The sequence below is a fragment of the Pseudoduganella dura genome, from assembly GCF_009727155.1.
Taxonomy (GTDB): domain Bacteria; phylum Pseudomonadota; class Gammaproteobacteria; order Burkholderiales; family Burkholderiaceae_D; genus Rugamonas; species Rugamonas dura.
On sequence record NZ_WNWM01000002.1, the window covers coordinates 4,612,548 to 4,630,133 of the forward strand.

14 protein-coding genes are annotated in these 17,586 nt (G+C 65.7%); 10 read left to right on the forward strand and 4 right to left on the reverse strand.

The genetic code is table 11. The features are described 5' to 3' along the window. The first annotated feature begins 9 nt into the window (after positions 1–9). Complete coding sequence (locus GJV26_RS20170; RefSeq protein ID WP_155710532.1) at positions 10–930, forward strand: LysR family transcriptional regulator; 921 nt, start codon at positions 10–12, stop codon at positions 928–930. A gap of 62 nt (positions 931–992) precedes the next feature. Here the strand turns inward: GJV26_RS20170 and GJV26_RS20175 are convergent, their stop codons facing one another. From GJV26_RS20175 to pgi, 4 genes are all read right to left on the reverse strand, one after another. After that, a complete protein-coding gene (locus GJV26_RS20175) occupies positions 993–1,847 on the reverse strand; it encodes an SIS domain-containing protein (RefSeq protein WP_130187991.1) in 855 nt (284 codons plus the stop codon). A 168-nt stretch (positions 1,848–2,015) separates the two neighbouring features. After that, positions 2,016–3,488 (reverse strand): glucose-6-phosphate dehydrogenase, encoded by a 1,473-nt coding sequence (gene zwf, locus GJV26_RS20180; RefSeq protein WP_155710533.1) that lies wholly within the window; start codon positions 3,486–3,488, stop codon positions 2,016–2,018. A 103-nt stretch (positions 3,489–3,591) separates the two neighbouring features. Beyond that, entirely contained in the window at positions 3,592–4,482 is an 891-nt protein-coding gene (locus tag GJV26_RS20185; RefSeq protein ID WP_155710534.1) for an SMP-30/gluconolactonase/LRE family protein, read from the reverse strand. Next, a complete protein-coding gene (pgi, locus tag GJV26_RS20190; RefSeq protein ID WP_155710535.1) occupies positions 4,475–6,127 on the reverse strand; it encodes a glucose-6-phosphate isomerase in 1,653 nt (550 codons plus the stop codon). Before pgi ends, GJV26_RS20185 begins: the two co-directional genes overlap by 8 nt. A 209-nt stretch (positions 6,128–6,336) precedes the next feature. Between pgi and edd the strand changes: the two genes are divergently transcribed. The 9 genes from edd (at position 6,337) to GJV26_RS20235 (ending at position 17,578) form a co-directional block, all read left to right on the forward strand. Beyond that, positions 6,337–8,259 (forward strand): phosphogluconate dehydratase, encoded by a 1,923-nt coding sequence (edd, locus tag GJV26_RS20195; protein WP_155710536.1) that lies wholly within the window; start codon positions 6,337–6,339, stop codon positions 8,257–8,259. Next, positions 8,260–8,886, forward strand: coding sequence for a bifunctional 4-hydroxy-2-oxoglutarate aldolase/2-dehydro-3-deoxy-phosphogluconate aldolase (gene eda, locus GJV26_RS20200; RefSeq protein ID WP_155710537.1), 627 nt, complete (start codon positions 8,260–8,262; stop codon positions 8,884–8,886). It begins immediately after the preceding gene. A gap of 360 nt (positions 8,887–9,246) precedes the next feature. After that, positions 9,247–9,489 carry a hypothetical protein gene (locus GJV26_RS20205; RefSeq protein ID WP_155710538.1) on the forward strand — a complete coding sequence of 81 codons (243 nt, stop codon included), beginning with the start codon at positions 9,247–9,249 and terminating at the stop codon, positions 9,487–9,489. Between the two features lie 382 nt (positions 9,490–9,871). Beyond that, positions 9,872–11,011 carry a methyl-accepting chemotaxis protein gene (locus GJV26_RS30575; protein WP_155710539.1) on the forward strand — a complete coding sequence of 380 codons (1,140 nt, stop codon included), beginning with the start codon at positions 9,872–9,874 and terminating at the stop codon, positions 11,009–11,011. A 9-nt stretch (positions 11,012–11,020) separates the two neighbouring features. Continuing rightward, the gene (locus GJV26_RS20215; RefSeq protein WP_155710540.1) at positions 11,021–11,389 is read left to right on the forward strand and encodes a response regulator; all 369 of its coding nucleotides are present in this window, start codon (positions 11,021–11,023) and stop codon (positions 11,387–11,389) included. A gap of 89 nt (positions 11,390–11,478) precedes the next feature. Then, entirely contained in the window at positions 11,479–11,802 is a 324-nt protein-coding gene (locus GJV26_RS20220; RefSeq protein ID WP_155710541.1) for an STAS domain-containing protein, read from the forward strand. Further along, positions 11,799–13,925, forward strand: coding sequence for a chemotaxis protein CheA (locus GJV26_RS20225; RefSeq protein WP_155710542.1), 2,127 nt, complete (start codon positions 11,799–11,801; stop codon positions 13,923–13,925). Before GJV26_RS20220 ends, GJV26_RS20225 begins: the two co-directional genes overlap by 4 nt. Positions 13,926–13,969: 44 nt before the next feature. Continuing rightward, positions 13,970–15,598 (forward strand): methyl-accepting chemotaxis protein, encoded by a 1,629-nt coding sequence (locus tag GJV26_RS20230; protein WP_189441931.1) that lies wholly within the window; start codon positions 13,970–13,972, stop codon positions 15,596–15,598. A gap of 66 nt (positions 15,599–15,664) precedes the next feature. Then, entirely contained in the window at positions 15,665–17,578 is a 1,914-nt protein-coding gene (locus GJV26_RS20235; protein ID WP_155710543.1) for a HAMP domain-containing methyl-accepting chemotaxis protein, read from the forward strand. Positions 17,579–17,586 lie beyond the last annotated feature (8 nt).

The window sequence follows — 17,586 nt, forward strand, 5'->3', positions numbered from 1 at the left end:
ATCCAAAAAATGAATACCAGCGACGTGGATTTCAACCTCCTTGCCACCCTCGAAGCCTTGCTGGCCGAGCGCAACGTGACCCATGCGGCGCGGCGGCTGCGCATCAGCCAGCCCGCGCTGAGTTCACGGCTTGGCCGCCTGCGTGAACTCTTCGGCGACCAGTTGCTCGTTCCCGGCCACAGGGGCATGACGCCGACGGCGAAAGCGCTCGAACTGGAAGAGCCGCTCAAGGCGGCACTGAACGGGCTCAGGGGCGTGGTGGCGGCTGCCTGCGGATTCGATCCTTCCACCGACCGGCTGGTGGTGAACATCGCCGCTTCCGACTATATGCAGGCATCGGTATTGCTCGATTTTACGCTGGCGCTTCGACAGGAAGCCCCCGGTATCCGGATCGCGCTGCGCAATATCGACGTGTCACGGCTCGAGGGCCATATGGAAGAGGGAACGGTGGACCTTGCATTCCTGACGCCCGACCTGATCCCGGATGCCTTGCGGTCCCGCCCGTTGCTTGCCGAACGCTACGTGCTGATCGCCCGAAAGGCGCATCCGGCCGCGCCGCGCGGGCTGACCGCGGAGGCATTCGCCCGGCTCGACCACGTCATCGTTTCTCCGCGCGGTGGCGGGTTTTGCACGGCGGCGGACAATGTGCTCGAATCGATGAATCTGCGCCGTAACGTCGTGATGTCGGCGTCGTCGTTCCTGGTCGTGCTGGATGCGGTGCGGAACTCCGACGTGGTGGCGCTGGTGCCGGAGCGCCTGGTGCGCAACCGGGTGGGCAATCTGCGCGTGCTGGAACCGCCGATCCCCGTTCCCGGGTTTTCCGTGTCGATGGCGTGGCACGAACGGGGCCATGGCGACCTGGCGCAACGCTGGTTCCGGCAGAAACTGCTGGAGCATGTCGCCAGTCAGGCGCGAACGCGGCCGCTGTAGAGGCCGCGGCCCTGTACCTGCCCGATGTGCCGCGCGACCTGCTGCCTGACGTGCGGTGAGTTCTAGCCGATGAACGAATCGAACTGCACCTCGAACTCCTGCAGCGCCTTTTGCGCGTTCTGCATTTTTCGCCGGAATTCCGGCCCGCGCTGGAGCGCCAGGCCCACGGCCAGCACGTCGATGACCACGAGGTAGGCCAGCCGCGCCGAGATCGGCGTGTAGGGATCGGTGTTGAAGATCAGGTCGATCGGAATCAGCACCGTGCCCAGGTCGGCCAGCGGCGTACCCGAGGGCGCCAGCACGATCACGTCCGCGCCGCCGTCGCGCGCCAGCTGCGCCGAGCGCACCAGCGCCGGGCTGTTGCCGCGCTGCGAGATGGCGACCAGCGCATCGCCCTTGCGCAGCAGCGCCGCGGCGATGTTGTGGATGGCCGGATCGGAATAGGCGACCGTCGGTACGCCCGAGCGGAAGAATTTATGCTGCGCGTCGGCCGCCACGATGCCCGACGTGCCTTGCCCGTAGAACTCGATCTTGTTCGCCAGCGACAGGATGTCCAGCGCGCGCTGCACCGGCTCGTGGTGCAGGTTGTTGCGCAGGTCGAGCAGCGTGTTGATCGAGCGGCTGCAGATCTTGTTGATCAGGTCCGCGGCCAGGTCGTCCTGCGACGGTGCCTCGTTCAGGCCGGGCAGGGCAACGGCCAGGCCCTGCGCCAGCTTCAGCTTGAACTCGTGCCAGCCGTCGTAGCCCAGCGTGCGGCAGAACCGCACCACGGTGGGCTCGGACACCTGGGCGCTTTTCGCCAGCGCCGTGATGTTCGAGCTCACCGTGCGCGACGGATTGTCGAGCACGGCCAGTGCCACCTTGCGCTCGGATTTCGACAGCGAATCGAGCTGGGTGCGGATGGAATCAAGCAGCATTTACGTATCAACCATCAAAAGTGAAGCAGGGGGTGAAGCAGGGGTTTCGCAGAGCATGCTCTGCGCCTGCGAAACGCCGGAGCCATGCAGGGCTCCGGCTTCGCGAAGCATGCTTCGCGCCTGCGTAACGGCCTGGCCTTGCAAGGCCAGGCTCCTTGCTCCCCATTATTAGTCTTCAGGGAGCGCTTCTTCGCGCCACTGCAGGCCATCGCGGCCGATCAGCGCCGACGAGGCGGCCGGCCCCCACGTGCCCGACGTGTACGGCAGCGGCGCCGTGTCGTCCTGTTCCCAGTTGGTCAGGATCGGCTCGACCCATTCCCATGCCGCTTCCAGCTCGTCACCGCGCATGAACAGCGTCAGCTGGCCGCGCAGCACGTCGAGCAGCAGGCGCTCGTAGGCGTCCATGCGGGGAGCCTTGAACGATTCGCGGAAATCCAGCTCCAGCTCGGCCGGTTTCAGGCGCATGCCTTCGCCCGGCGTCTTCGCCATCAGGTTCATGCGCAGGCCTTCGTCCGGCTGCAGGCGGATCACCAGCGAATTGGGCTGGAAGCTCGACGTGGGCTGCTGGAAGATCGAGTGCGGGATCTGCTTGAAGCGCACCACGATCTCGGCCAGGCCGTCGGCCATGCGCTTGCCGGTGCGCAGGTAGAACGGCACGCCGGCCCAGCGCCACGTGTCGATCTCGGCTTTCATCGCCACGAACGTTTCGGTGCGCGAACCCTGCGGCGCATCGGGTTCGTCGCGGTAGCTCGGCACCGGCTGGCCGTCGACGTGGCCGGCGCGGTACTGCCCGCGCACGATATTCTGGGCCAGCGTGGTCGGCGTGAAGCGTTTCAGCGAACGCAGCACCTGCAGCTTGGCGTCGCGCACGGCATCCGGCGACGTCGATGCCGGCGGTTCCATCGCCACGATGCACAGCAGTTGCAGCAGGTGGTTCTGCAGCATGTCGCGCAGCGCGCCCGAGGTGTCGTAGTAGCCGATCCGGTTGCCCACGCCCAGTTTCTCGGCGATGGTGATCTGCACGTCGGAAATCCATTCGCGGCGCCACAGCGGCTCGAACAGGATGTTACCGAAGCGCAGCGCCAGCAGGTTCTGTACCGTTTCCTTGCCCAGGTAGTGGTCGATCCGGTAGATCTGCGATTCCTCGAACACTTCGCCCACTTCCCGGTTGATCTGCTTGGCGGACGCCAGGTCGCGGCCCAGCGGCTTTTCCAGCACCACCCGTGAATTCGGCGTGACCAGGCCGTTTTCCTTCAGGTTGTCGCAGATCTGCGCGAACAGCGCCGGCGGCGTGGCCAGGTAGTACACGCGGTTCAGCGCCGGATCGGGGCGCAGCGCCTCGGCCAGCGCCCGGTAGGTGGACGAATCGGTGGCGTTCAGCGCCACGTACACGATGCGTTGCGTGAAGCGTTCCCAGTTCTCGGGCGTCACCTTCGGCGACTTGATGTGCGGCCGGGATGTCGAATTGACCATCCCGATGAATTCTTCCGTGGTGTTGTCGTGCCGGCCCACGCAGACGATGCGCGCGGTGGGCGGCAGGTCGCCGCACACGTCGCGCGAGAACATCGCGGGCAGGAGTTTGCGCATCGCGAGGTCGCCGCTGCCGCCGAACAGAACCAGGTCAAAATCGGAAAGTGCCATGATGGGTATCGTCTAATGGTCGTGAAAACTTACTACCGAAAAAGCAATTTTTGACGAAAATATACTACAAATTCGTCAAGCTTGCAGCTCAGGACGGCGCTGGTCAGGGCTGGTAGGCCGGCTGTACCAGCCCCGCCACCGGCACGCGCACCGACAGCACGCGGCCCGACAGCGGACATTGTTCCAGCTCCGCGGCCGGGCGCTTGCCGGCCGTCGTGATATACAGCGTGCGCAGGTCGTCGCCGCCGAATGCCACCATCGTCGGGCAGCGCACCGGCAGCGCGATCACGTCGAGCTCGTCGCCGGAAGGCGACAGCTTGACGATCCGCCCGCCCTCGAACAGCGCCACCCAGTAGTTGCCTTCGCTGTCGACGGCGGCGCCGTCGGGCCGGCCGCCGTAGCCGTTGTCCTTGTCCATCGAGAACTGGCGCATTTCCCGCCCGTTCGATACGGCGCCGGCGGCAAGGTCGAAGTCGTAGCGCGTGATGCGGTGCGAGGTCGTGTCGGCGTGGTACATCGTGCGATTGTCGGGGCTGAACGCCAGGCCGTTCGAGTTCGTCATGCCGCCGGACCAGGCCAGGCGTACCGCGCCTTTTTCCAGCACGTACATCTCGGCGGCCGGCTGGTCGCGCGGTTCGTAGATCGTGCCGACCCAGAAGCGGCCCGCCGCATCCGGTTTGCCGTCGTTGAAGCGCGCTTTCGCGCGGTCGAACGGGGAGGGCGCGATCTCGACGGTGGCACCGGTGCCCGTATCGAGATGGACGAAGCCGGCGCGCGTGGCGACCACCAGGCCGCCGGCCGCATGCCGCGCCAGCGACGACGGTTCGGTCGCCATGGACCACGACGTGTGCGCACCGGTATCTGGAGCGAGCCGGTGCACGGCCAGGCCGTCGATATCCACCCAGTACAGCGCATGTTCGCCGGGCACCCACAGCGGGCCTTCGCCCACCTGCATCGCGCCATCGAAGGCGACGGCAACCGCGTGATCAGTCATGGATCTTCGCTCCCTTGGCCATCACGATCAGGCCATTGGTCGAGCTGTCGTGCGCGGCCGGGTCGACGGCGCCTTCCAGCTCGGCCTGGATCTTTTTCGCCAGGACCTTGCCCAGCTCCACGCCCCACTGGTCGAAGCTGGCGATGTCCCACAGCACGCCCTGCACGAACGTCTTGTGTTCGTAGAGCGCGATCAGCGCGCCCAGCGTGGCCGGCGTCAGGTGTTCCATCAGGATCGTGTTCGACGGGCGGTTGCCCGGGAACGTGCGGTGCGGTACCAGTTCGTCGATCTTCGCTTCGGGCAGGCCCTGGGCGGCCAGCTCGGCGCGCACCTCATCGGCCGTCTTGCCCTTCATGAACGCTTCCGACTGCGCGAAGCAGTTGGCCAGCAGCGCATCGTGGTGGCCGGCCAGGTCGTGCGTGGGCAGCAGCGCGGCGATGAAGTCGATCGGCACGATGTCGGTACCCTGGTGCAGCAGCTGGAAGTAGGCGTGCTGCGCATTCGTGCCGCACTCGCCCCACACGACCGGGCAGGTGGCGGTGTCGACGGGCTGGCCGCCTTTCGTCACGCGCTTGCCGTTGCTTTCCATGTCCAGCTGCTGCAGGTAGGCGGGGAAGCGGTTCAGGTCCTGGTGGTACGGCGCGATGGACAGCGACGCGGCGCCGATGAACTCGCGGTTCCAAAAGCCGGTCAGGGCCAGCAGCACCGGCATGTTCTGCTCCAGCGGGGCGGTGCGGAAATGCTCGTCCATCGCATGCGCGCCGGCCAGGAACGTCTCGAAATAGCCGAAGCCCACCGCCAGCGCCACCGGCAGGCCGATCGCCGACCATACCGAGTAGCGGCCGCCCACCCAGTCCCAGAACGGGAACATGTTGTCCGGGTCGATGCCGAATTTCGTGACCGATTCGGTATTGGTGGAAACGGCCACGAAGTGCCGCGCCAGGTGTTCTTCCTTGCCTTCGCACAGGAACCAGCGGCGCGCGGTCTGCGCGTTGAGCATCGTCTCGGCAGTCGTGAAGGTCTTCGAGGCCACGATGAACAGCGTGGTTTCCTGATTCAGGCCGGTCAGCACCGCGTCCATGTCGTGGCCGTCCACGTTGGAGACGAAGTGCATCGACAGGCGCGGATGGGCGAACGAGCGCAGTGCCAGCACGGCCATCTTCGGCCCCAGGTCGGAACCGCCGATGCCGATGTTGACGATGTCGGTGATCGGCTTGCCGCTGTAGCCCAGCCAGTTGCCGCTGCGAACCTTGTCGGTGAAGGTCCTGATGCGGTCGAGTACCGCGTGCACGTCGCCGTTCACATCCTGGCCGTCGACGACGAGCTGCTTTCCGCGCGGCATACGCAGTGCGGTGTGCAATACGCTGCGTTGTTCGGTAAGATTGATTTTTTCACCAGCGAACATGGCGTCGCGCTGCGCTTCCACGCCGCGCTCGCGCGCCAGGTCCGTCAGCAGTTCCAGCGTGCGCTGCGAAATGCGGTTCTTGGAATAATCGAGGAACAGGCCCGCGGCATCGACCGTGAGGGCGGGAAAGCGCTGCGGCTCGGCGGCGAACAGATCGCGCAGGTGCCAGTCCTTGGCATCGGCGGCATGGGATTGAAGGGCCTGGTAGGCGGCGGTGGTGGTAAGCAGAGGCTGGCGCATGAGGCATATGTGTCAGTTTTGGATAGAAGAACTATACAGGAAAATGCGGTAAATTCACTACGCTATACTCCTCAAACCGGCAAAAAAACCTGCCATTCATGCCACTGTCCGGCCAGATTGTGCCGGGTGGTTGGCTCGAACATCGAGCAGGCAGCACGCCCTTCGCCTTCTGTAGTAAAATTTCGGGAATTCATCGATAAGGAAGCATAATGGCCTTGCACCCAGTCCTCGAACAAGTCACTGCGCGCATCATCAAGCGCAGCCGTCCGTCGCGCGGCGCCTACCTGGCGCATCTCGAAGCGGCCCGCATCAAGGGCCGTCCCCAGCGCAGCACGCTGGCCTGCACCAATCTTGCCCACGGCTTTGCCGCCTTCCCGGCGAACGACAAGCTGGTGCTGAAAGAGGTGAAAAAACCCTCCGTGGCGATCGTGTCGGCCTATAACGACATGTTGTCGGCGCACCAGCCGTTCGAGCACTTCCCCGCGCTCATCAAGGATGCGGTGCGCGAAGTGGGCGCGGTGGCGCAGTTCGCCGGCGGCGTGCCGGCCATGTGCGACGGCGTGACGCAGGGCCAGCCCGGCATGGAACTGTCGCTGTTCTCGCGCGATGCGATCGCGATGAGCACGGCGATCGCCATGTCGCACAACATGTTCGACGCGGCGGTCTACCTGGGCGTGTGCGACAAGATCGTGCCGGGCCTGGTCATCGGCGCGCTGCACTTCGGCCACCTGCCGGCCGTGTTCGTGCCGGCCGGCCCGATGACTTCCGGCCTGTCGAACAAGGAAAAGGCGGCGATCCGCCAGCGCTACGCGCAAGGCAAGGCCACCCGCGAGGAACTGCTGGAAGGCGAGTCGCAGTCGTACCACGGCCCGGGCACCTGTACCTTCTACGGCACCGCGAACAGCAACCAGATGCTGATGGAGGTGATGGGCCTGCACCTGCCGGGCGCCGCCTTCATCACGCCGTACACCGAACTGCGAGACCAGCTGACCGCGGCCGCCGCGCAGCGCGCCGCGCAGATCACGGAACTGGGCAACGAATACATCCCGGTGGGCCACGTCGTCGACGAAAAGTCGATCGTCAACGCGATCGTGGCGCTGCTGGCCACCGGCGGTTCGACGAACCACACGCTGCACCTGCCGGCGATCGCGCGTGCGGCCGGCATCCTGATCGACTGGGACGATTTCAACGACCTCTCGGCCGTGGTGCCGCTGCTGGCGCGCATCTACCCGAACGGCGAAGCCGACGTGAATCACTTCCACGCGGCCGGCGGTACCGGTTTCATCATCCGCGAACTGCTCGATGCCGGCCTGCTGCACGAGGACGTGACCACGATCCTCGGCAAGGGCCTGCGCAACCACTGCAAGGAAGCCTTCCTGGGCGAAGGCGGCAAGGGCGTGGTCTTCCGCGATTCGCCGGCCGTATCGGGCGACGACAAGGTGGTGCGCACCGCCGCCGAGCCTTTCTCGAAGGACGGCGGCATGGTCAAGGTGGAAGGCAACCTGGGCCGCGCGATCATGAAGGTGTCGGCCGTGAAGGTGGAGCACCGTACCGTGGAAGCGCCGGCGCTGGTGTTCAACTCGCAGGAAGATTTCATGGCCGACTACAAGGCCGGCAAGCTCGATCGCGACTTCGTGGCCGTGATCCGCTTCCAGGGCCCGCGCGCCAACGGCATGCCGGAACTGCATTCGCTCACGCCCGCGCTGGCGAACCTGCAGGATGCGGGCCGCAAGGTGGCGCTGGTGACCGATGGCCGCATGTCCGGCGCTTCCGGCAAGGTGCCGGCGGCGATCCACGTGTCGCCCGAAGTGCTGGCCGGCGGTCCGCTGGGCCTGGTGCGCGACGGCGACATCCTTACCGTCTGCGCCGCCACCGGCACGCTGGAAGCGAAGGTGGATTCGGACGTGTGGCACAGCCGCGCGCTGGCGCAGGCCGACCTGACGCCGAGCCACGTGGGCATGGGCCGCGAACTGTTCTCCATGTTCCGCAACAGCGTATCGGCCGCGGAGGCGGGCGCCGCCACGTTCCCGCTGCCGTCGCCGATCGATACCACCGTCGAATTGCACGGCGGTGACGACGTGGGCAACACCGTGCCCGGTTCCGATGAAGATTTCCTTGCCAAGAAAGCGTAAATGACCATGAACCTACTCGACATTATGCGTACCTCGGCCGTGATCCCGGTGATCGCGATCGATGATCCCGACCACGCCGTGCCCCTCGCGAAAGCACTGGTGGCGGGCGGCATCCGCGTGCTCGAAGTCACGCTGCGCACGCCCCACGGCCTGGGTGCCATCCGGGCCATGAGCGAAGTGGAAGGTGCGATCGTCGGCGTCGGCACGCTGACGCAGCCGGAAGAATTCGCCGCCGCGCGCGACGCCGGCGCCGTGTTCGGCGTGTCGCCCGGCCTGACCGATGCGCTGATCGCCGCCGCCAGGTCGTCCGGCCTGCCGCTGCTGCCGGGCGTGATGACGCCTTCGGAAGTGATGAAGGCGCGCGAGCAGGGGTTCAGGCAATTGAAGCTGTTCCCGGCCGTGCCGGCCGGCGGCATCGGCATGCTCAACGGTATCGGCGGCCCGCTGCCGGACGTGACGTTCTGCCCCACCGGTGGCATCTCGCAGGAAAACGCGCCGGCCTTCCTGGCGCTGAAGAACGTGGCCTGCGTGGGCGGCTCGTGGCTGACGCCGAAGGAAGCGATGAAGGCCGGCGACTGGGCGCACATCACGGCGCTGGCGAAGGCGGCCAGCGCACTGCGCGGCTGATTTTTCCCGCTTCATGACAACGGCGCCCGCGGGCGCCGTTTTGCATGGCGCTGTTCCGGCACGGCCGGCAACGATGGCGATTGCGCAGGAAGCGCTTGCCCGATAGCGTGGTAACAAGGGGCAGGCGGCGGCATCTTCCAGCGCGTCAAGCTGATTGGGCAACATAAAGCTGCCTGCCAGGCAAAATCCTTGCGCCCGATCAGAACGAACTCGCATCAGGTTTCTAAACTCGAGGATTACTCATTTCTGTTGAACGTTGAACACCCACGGCGGCCGTGGCCACCATGTTTGCGCCATGATTTGCACTTTACACATTGCGCCGTGTTCGATGCTTCGCGGTTTTCCCCGAAAGGACCTTCGATGCATGCTGTTTTCATCTCGACACGCCGCCATCCGCGGCTCGCACTGTTTGCTGTTGCGCTGGCGTTTGTCCTGGCGGCCAGTCTTGCCTGGGGTGGCATGCCATGGCTGCTGATGGTGCCGGTCACCTTCATGCTGGGCCGTTCCTACGGCACCGGGGCCGACCTGCAGGATATGTCGGGCCAGCCCCAGTATGGCGTGGGAGCGGCGCTGGCAGGGTTCACCCCGGCGCACCGCGATTGACCGCATGCGGCCGGATCGGTCCTGTTTCCGGATGCGCGATGAAAGCCGGCGATAAGCCGGTTTTATTATTTTATGCCAATGCATTATAGGCATGCCGTTCATGAATTAACATTTGCCTGATTTTCAAATATCCTCCCGCCCGTACCGACTATCTGTCGGGTTTCACAAAAAGTTCAATCGAGACAATACGTTGGCAGTGATTCAAGCTGTCGGATTTTTGCGACCGCTCCCACCGAATTGTTAAACGTCTTCTTGCGTCACAGCAATAAAACCTGCAATCATATGTTCCGAGCGATATGCAATCGAACGCATATCCGATTATCCAAAACGGTAATCGCCATGCCTTCTTAAACCCTTGGTCCACGAGACGGAGCGACGCGTGATGCGGCAACGCCCCCTGCAATCCTGTTTTACCCTGGCCCTGGCTTTCGCAGCCGGCTGCGCCATCGTGCCGCTGGCCGGCTGGCAATGGCACGGTTGGCTGATCGCCGCCGCGCTGCTGGCCGCCGGTGTTTTCGCTTTCGTCCATTGGGGCACCGCACCCGGGGTGGCAGCACGGCCGGACGACTACCTGGCCAGCCGCCGGCAGTTCGCCGAGCAGGTGTCCGGCGTATGGTCATCGCACATCGATGCGTCGCGCGGCCAGATGGAAACGGCCGTCGTGGCGCTGGTCGAGCGCTTTTCCGGCATCGTGTTCAAGCTGGAACAGGCACTGGCCGCCTCCGGCGCCGCGCGGCACCATGAAGGCGGCAGCATCGTCGAAGTATTCGCCGCCAGCGAAAAGGAACTGCGCTCGCTGCTGGACATGCTGTCCAGTGCCGCCGCCAGCAAGCAGCAGATGCTGCAGAAGATCGAAGGCCTGCAGCAGATCACGGCCCAGCTGCAGAAGATGGCGGCCGACGTGGCCAGCATCGCCTGGCAGACCAACCTGCTGGCGCTGAACGCGGCGATCGAAGCGGCGCGTGCCGGCGAGGCCGGCCGCGGCTTCGCGGTCGTCGCCAACGAGGTGCGGATGCTGTCGAACCGCTCGGCCGACGCGGGCAAGCACATCGCCCAGCAGGTCGGCCAGATCAGCGCGGCGATCGATGCCACCTGCAGCGCCGCCGGCGATTCGATGCGCGCCGAAGAGCACGCGGTGCAGGCCTCGGGCCAGATGATCGGCACCGTGCTGTCGTCGTTCCGCGGCGTGACGGATGCGCTGGTGCAGTCGTCCGACCTGTTGCAACAGGAAAGCGCCGGCATCAAGGCGGAAGTGGCCGATGCGCTGGTGCAGTTGCAGTTCCAGGATCGCGTGAGCCAGATCCTGTCGCACGTGCAGCAGAACATCGCACGCCTGCCGTCCTACCTCGACGAGCAGGCGCAGGCATCGGCGGCGCCATCGTCCGCCGGCCTGCAACCCCTCGATTCGCGCGCGCTGCTGGCCGAGCTGGAAAGCACGTACGCAATGGCCGAAGAACATACGCTTCACCTGGGCAGCGCCAAGCCGGCGCCGCAGCAGGATGAAGAAATCACATTTTTCTAGGAGCTTCACATGGCAAAAACCATCATGGTGGTCGACGATTCGATCTCGATCCGCCAGGTCGTCGGCATCGCACTGCGCCAGGCCGGCTATGACGTGATCGAAGGCCACGACGGCGTCGACGCGCTGGCCAAGCTGACGGGCCAGAAGGTCAACCTGATCATCAGCGACGTCAACATGCCGAACATGGACGGCATCAGCTTCGTCCGCGAGCTGAAGACCCGCCCCGCCTACAAGTTCACCCCGGTGATGATGCTGACCACCGAATCGCAGGCGGACAAGAAGGCGCAGGGCCAGGCGGCCGGCGCGCGCGCCTGGATGGTCAAGCCGTTCAAGCCGGACGCGCTGCTGGCGGCGGTGCAGAAACTGGTCATGCCGTAACGGCGCAAGGTTGTAACGAACGCTCCCGCCGACTGCGGGATCCATCGGGCTCCCGCCGACCGGCGGGATGCCATCCACGGAGAAACCACATGAGTATTGGCGAAGCGCGCCAGGGGCAGGCTGTTGCCCTGGCGGTCGAAGGCGAGCTGACGATCTACCGCGCGGCGGAACTGAAGGACGCGCTGCTGGACGCCGTGCGGCAGCACGCCGCGCCGGCGTTCGACCTGACCGCCGTGACCGAATTCGACAGCGCCGGCCTGCAACTGCTGCTGGTCGCGCGGCAGGAAGCCGCGAGCCTCGGCAAGGCACTGCGCGTGCAGGGCGCGAGCGCCGCCGTGCGCAACGTGTTCGAACTGCTCGGCGTGCCGTTCGACGGCATCGTGGAAACAACCGGCGAAGGAACCGCGGCATGAACATCGACCAGGTGATGCAGACCTTTATCGCCGAGAGCCGCGAGCTGCTCGAGCAGATGGAAAACGCCCTGCTGGCCGTGGCGCAGGACGGCGCCGAAGCGGTCAACGCGATCTTCCGCGCCGCGCACACGATCAAGGGATCGGCCGGCATGTTCGGCCTCGATGCGGTGGTCGATTTCACCCACGTGGCCGAGAGCGTGCTGGACAAGGTGCGCGACGGCGCCGTGCCGGTCGACGATGCGCTGGTGACGCTGCTGCTGGGCTGCTGCGACCATATCGGCCACCTCGTCGACGCGGTCGAGGCGGGCACGCTGGAAAGCGATGCGGTGCTGGTATCGGCCGGCGCGCCGCTGCTGGCCGCGCTGCAGGGCTACCTTGATGGCGGCGCCGCGCCGGCGGCCGCCAAGGTATCGGCCGCGCCCGTGCCTGAAGCCGCCGCGGCCGAGCAGTGGCACATCTCGCTGCGCTTCGGCCGCGACGTGCTGCGCAACGGCATGGATCCGCTGTCGTTCATCCGCTACCTGGGCCAGATGGGCGAGATCACGGGCATCGCCACGCTGACCGATGCCTTGCCGGCGGCGAACGCGTTCGACCCCGAATCGTGCTACCTCGGCTTCGAGATCGGCTTCCTCTCCAGCGTCGACAAGGCGGCGATCGACGGCGTGTTCGACTTCGTGCGCGACGATTGCCAGATCCGCATCCTGCCGCCGGACAGCCGGATCGCCGAATACATCGCCTGGCTCGACGAAGTGCCTGAACAGCGCGAACGCCTGGGCGAAATGCTGGTGCGCTGCGGCAGCGTCACGGCCCATGAACTGGAACAGGCGCTCGCGGTGCAGGCCGCCGCCGGCATGGCCGGCACGCCGATCGGGGAGATCCTGGTCGGCCAGGGCGCCGTGCGGCCGCCGGTCGTCGAGGCCGCGCTTGCCAAGCAGCGCCAGGCGCCGGAGCCGAAGGCGGCGCCGGCGGAAAACCGCTCGATCCGGGTGGACGCGGACAAGCTGGACCACCTGATCAACCTGGTGGGCGAACTGATCATCGCCGGCGCCGGCGCCAACCTGATCGCGCGGCGCACGCAGATTCCGGAACTGCTCGAATGCACGTCCACGCTGTCCGGCCTGGTGGAAGAAGTGCGCGACAGCGCGCTGCAGCTGCGCATGGTGAAGATCGGCGCCACGTTCAACCGCTTCCAGCGCGTGGTACGCGATGTGTCGCGCGAGATCGGCAAGGATATCCAGCTGGAGGTCAGCGGCGAGGATGCGGAGCTGGACAAGACCGTGGTCGAGAAGATCGGCGATCCGCTGACGCACCTGGTGCGCAACGCGATGGACCACGGCATCGAACCGGCCGATGTGCGGCTGGCGCGCGGCAAGCCGGCGCAGGGCACGGTGTCATTGAACGCCTACCATGACTCCGGCAGCATCGTGATCGAGGTCAGCGACGATGGCGGCGGCCTGAAACGGGACCGCATCCTGGCCAAGGCCATCGAACGGGGCCTGGTGGAACCGGGCCGCGCGCTGTCGGACAAGGAAATCTTCGGCCTGATCTTCGAGCCGGGCTTCTCGACGGCCGAGCAGGTGACGAACCTGTCCGGCCGCGGCGTGGGCATGGATGTCGTCAAGCGCAACATCGTTGCCCTGCGCGGCAGCGTGGAGATCGCCAGCACCGAAGGCGCCGGCACCACGGTGACCGTGCGCCTGCCGCTGACGCTGGCGATCATCAACGGTTTCCAGGTCGGGGTCGGCAAGTCGGTGTTCGTGATCCCGATGGACATGGTCGAGGAATGCATCGAGTTCCGCGACGAGCCGGGGAGAGACTTTGTCGATCTGCGCGATTCGCCCTTGCCGTTCGTGCGGTTGCGCGAACGCTTCGAGCTGGCCGGCGCGCCGGCACGGCGCCAGAGCATCGTCGTGGTGCGTTACGGCAGCAGCCGGGCCGGCCTCGTGGTCGACACGCTGCTGGGCGAATTCCAGACCGTGATCAAGCCGCTCGGCAAGGTGTTCGCCGGCGCGCGTTTCCTGTCCGGTTCGTCGATCCTCGGCAACGGCGATGTCGCGCTGATCCTCGACATGGCGGCGCTGATGACGGGCATCGAGAGCGAGCGCCATGCGTTCGCCGAATGAATTCCAACAACCTTATTGTTTTTTACTGATCCTGGAGAGCCATCGTGCTTAAGAACTTGAAAATCGGCGTACGCCTCGGACTGGGCTTCGGCGTGCTGCTGCTGCTGTTGCTGGGCGTCGCGGCCCTGGCCATCACACGCATGGCGGACATGGACAAGGTGACCGACGAGATCACCGGCGAGGCCTATCCGAAGGTGATCGTGGCGCAGGACATGGTGCGCGATGCGATCGATATCGGGCGCCATATGCGCGGCATGCTGCTGACAAACAGCGACACCGAAGTCGAGCGCCACCGCAAGAGCATCGAGGGCATGCGTGCCGATACGGTGCGCCGCATCGCCGACATGGAGAAAGTGGTGTTCTCCGAGCGTGGCAAGGAACTGCTGCGTGCCGTGTCCGAGAAGCGGGCGGCACTGGACACCAGGTACGACAAGTTCTATGCCCTGGTGCGTGCCGATCGCCAGCAGGGCGCCGATTTCGTCAGCAACGACTACGCGCCCGCCAACCGGGAACTGATCCAGGCCCTGGACGCGCTGATCAAGCACCAGGGCAAGCTGATGCAGGACCTCACCGAGACCGCGGGCCACACCTACGAGGACACCCGCACCACCGTCATGCTGATGACCGGCGGCGCGCTGCTGCTTGCCATCGTCATCGGCGCGTCGATCACGCTGTCCGTCACCCGCGCGCTGCGCCAGGCGGTCAATGCCGCCAACAGCCTCGCCGAGGGCGACCTGACCGTGCGCATCGACAGCACCTCGCGCGACGAGACGGGCCAGCTGCTGCAGGCGATGAGCCAGATGATCGCGAAGCTGACGCAGGTGGTCGGCGATGTCAACGCCGGCGCGCAGTCGCTGGCCTCGGCGTCGGAAGAAGTGTCCGCCACGGCGCAGTCGCTGTCGCAGGCCGCTTCCGAGCAGGCCGCCAGCGTCGAGGAAACCTCGGCATCGCTGGAGCAGATAACGGCATCGATCTCGCAGAACACCGAGAATTCGCGCGTCACCGACGGCATGGCCACCCAGGCGGCGCGCGAAGCGGCCGAGGGCGGCGAAGCCGTCAAGGCCACCGTGACGGCGATGAAGCAGATCGCCAGGCAGATCGGCATCATCGACGACATCGCCTACCAGACCAACCTGCTGGCGCTGAACGCGGCGATCGAGGCGGCGCGTGCGGGCGAACACGGCAAGGGTTTTGCCGTGGTGGCCGCCGAGGTGCGCAAGCTGGCCGAGCGCAGCCAGGTGGCGGCGCAGGAAATCGGCGAAGTGGCCACGTCCAGCGTGGAACTGGCCGAACGGGCCGGCAACCTGCTGGACCAGATGGTGCCGAACATCCGCAGGACGTCCGACCTGGTGCAGGAAATCACCGCCGCTTCCGAAGAGCAGTCGGCCGGCGTGGGCCAGATCAACGCGGCCGTGGGCCAGATGAGCCAGGGCACGCAGCAGAACGCTTCCAGCTCCGAGGAACTGGCGGCAACGGCCGAGGAAATGAGCGGCCAGGCCGAGCAGCTGCAGGCAGCCATGAGCTTCTTCAAACTGGAAGCCGCCGCTGGCAGTTCGCGCCGCCCGCCGTCGCGCACCGCGGCCGCGTCGAAACGCCGTCCGGAAAGCCTGGGCATGAACGCACCCGCGTTCGCGGCCCACGGGCCGGACGAAGCCAGCTTCACCCGATTTTAGAACCGCATCCTAAAAACCATTTCTGATTTATTTCAGCCCGCGGCGGGAGCCGCAAGGAGACCCAACATGTTTCGCAATCTAAAAGTAAGTGTGCGCCTGGCCCTCGGCTTCGGCGTCGTCAGCATCCTGCTGGCGGCCATCGTGCTGCTGAGCATTCGCAGCCTAGCGAGCGTCAACAACAACGTCGACGGCATGGTCAACGACCGTTATCCGAAGGTCGTGATCAGCAATACGCTGATCGGCAGTCTTCACCAGATCGCGATTGCAATGCGCAATGTCGTCATCACCGAGGATGCCGAGACGACACGCCGCGAACTGGCCTTGATCGATGACGGGCGCACCGCGCTGCGCACGAACCTGGAAAACCTGAAGAAGCGCATCAATACGCCGACAGGCCAGGCGATCCTGGACGAAGTGATGGACCAGCGCCAGAAGTACCTGGGCATCCAGGACCAGTTCATCCGGCTGGCCGGCGAAGGCAAGCGCGCGGAAGCGCGCGTGCTGCTGGTAACCCAGATCGAGCCGGTCCAGAAAGCGTACATCGACAAGCTCGAAAAAATGATCGAGTTCCAGGACAAGCTGACGACCGAGCTGGGTAAGACAGCAGCGGCGGAATACACCAGCGCCCGTACGCAAATGATCATGCTGGGTGCCCTGGCAGTGTTGCTGGGTATTTGCATGGCATGGTGGATCACCTTCAGCCTGACGCGCACGCTCGGTGGCGAACCGGCCTATGCGGCCGAACTGATGAAGCGCATCGCCGATGGCGACCTGTCCGGCGAAGTGGTCACGCGCAAGGGCGACACCACCAGCATGCTGTTTGCCGTGAGCCAGATGGTGGGCAAGCTGCGCCAGGTGATCGCCGGCCAGCGCACCGTGATCGAGGCGGCCAACCGCGGCGACTTCGCCGTGCGCGTCGACACGGCCGGCATGGCAGGCTTCCAGAAAGAGATGGGCGACGGCCTGAACCAGCTGGTCACGACGACGGGCGGCAGCATCGACGACGTGGTGCGCGTGATGGCGGCGCTGGCCGAAGGCGACCTGACCACCCGCATCGACAAGGAATACCACGGCGCGTTCGGCAAGCTGAAGGAATATTCGAACGGGACGATGGACAAGCTGGCGCGGGTCGTGGGCGACGTGAACCAGAGTGCGCAGTCGCTGGCCTCGGCGTCGGAAGAAGTTTCCGCCACGGCGCAGTCGCTGTCGCAGGCCGCTTCCGAGCAGGCCGCCAGCGTCGAGGAAACCTCGGCATCGCTGGAACAGATGACGGCATCGATCTCGCAGAACACCGAGAACGCCCGCGTCACCGATGGCATGGCCACCCAGGCGGCGCGCGAAGCGGCCGAAGGCGGCGAAGCCGTCAAGGCCACCGTGACGGCGATGAAGCAGATCGCCAAGCAGATCGGCATCATCGACGATATCGCCTACCAGACCAACCTGCTGGCGCTGAACGCGGCGATCGAGGCTGCGCGTGCGGGCGAACACGGCAAGGGTTTTGCCGTGGTGGCCGCCGAGGTGCGCAAGCTGGCCGAGCGCAGCCAGGTGGCGGCGCAGGAAATCGGCGAAGTGGCCACGTCCAGCGTGGAACTGGCCGAACGGGCCGGCAACCTGCTGGACCAGATGGTGCCGAACATCCGCAAGACATCCGACCTGGTGCAGGAAATCACCGCCGCTTCCGAAGAGCAGTCGGCCGGCGTGGGCCAGATCAACGCGGCCGTGGGCCAGATGAGCCAGGGCACGCAGCAGAACGCTTCCAGCTCCGAGGAACTGGCGGCAACGGCCGAGGAAATGAGCGGCCAGGCCGAGCAGTTGCAGCAGGCGATGAGCTTCTTCCACCTGGCCGGCAACGATGGCGCGCGGGTGCTTGCCAAGGTTCGCCATGGCAGCGCGCGGCCGGCACGGCGCGGCGGCGCGGCGCGGGCCGACGGCTTCGCCACGCATGGCGAGCTGGACGAAAAGAACTTCACCAATTTCTGATGGACCGA

Excerpts from the sequence above, each read along its gene's own strand:
- pgi (WP_155710535.1), bottom strand. The coding sequence starts at position 6,127 with ATGCGCCAGCCTCTGCTTACCACCACCGCCGCCTACCAGGCCCTTCAA.
- GJV26_RS20225 (WP_155710542.1), top strand. The coding sequence starts at position 11,799 with ATGAACATCGACCAGGTGATGCAGACCTTTATCGCCGAGAGCCGCGAG.
- zwf (WP_155710533.1), bottom strand. The coding sequence starts at position 3,488 with ATGGCACTTTCCGATTTTGACCTGGTTCTGTTCGGCGGCAGCGGCGAC.
- GJV26_RS20185 (WP_155710534.1), bottom strand. The coding sequence starts at position 4,482 with ATGACTGATCACGCGGTTGCCGTCGCCTTCGATGGCGCGATGCAGGTG.
- GJV26_RS20215 (WP_155710540.1), top strand. The coding sequence starts at position 11,021 with ATGGCAAAAACCATCATGGTGGTCGACGATTCGATCTCGATCCGCCAG.
- GJV26_RS20235 (WP_155710543.1), top strand. The coding sequence starts at position 15,665 with ATGTTTCGCAATCTAAAAGTAAGTGTGCGCCTGGCCCTCGGCTTCGGC.
- GJV26_RS20170 (WP_155710532.1), top strand. The coding sequence starts at position 10 with ATGAATACCAGCGACGTGGATTTCAACCTCCTTGCCACCCTCGAAGCC.
- eda (WP_155710537.1), top strand. The coding sequence starts at position 8,260 with ATGACCATGAACCTACTCGACATTATGCGTACCTCGGCCGTGATCCCG.
- GJV26_RS20175 (WP_130187991.1), bottom strand. The coding sequence starts at position 1,847 with ATGCTGCTTGATTCCATCCGCACCCAGCTCGATTCGCTGTCGAAATCC.
- edd (WP_155710536.1), top strand. The coding sequence starts at position 6,337 with ATGGCCTTGCACCCAGTCCTCGAACAAGTCACTGCGCGCATCATCAAG.
- GJV26_RS20220 (WP_155710541.1), top strand. The coding sequence starts at position 11,479 with ATGAGTATTGGCGAAGCGCGCCAGGGGCAGGCTGTTGCCCTGGCGGTC.
- GJV26_RS20205 (WP_155710538.1), top strand. The coding sequence starts at position 9,247 with ATGCATGCTGTTTTCATCTCGACACGCCGCCATCCGCGGCTCGCACTG.
- GJV26_RS30575 (WP_155710539.1), top strand. The coding sequence starts at position 9,872 with ATGCGGCAACGCCCCCTGCAATCCTGTTTTACCCTGGCCCTGGCTTTC.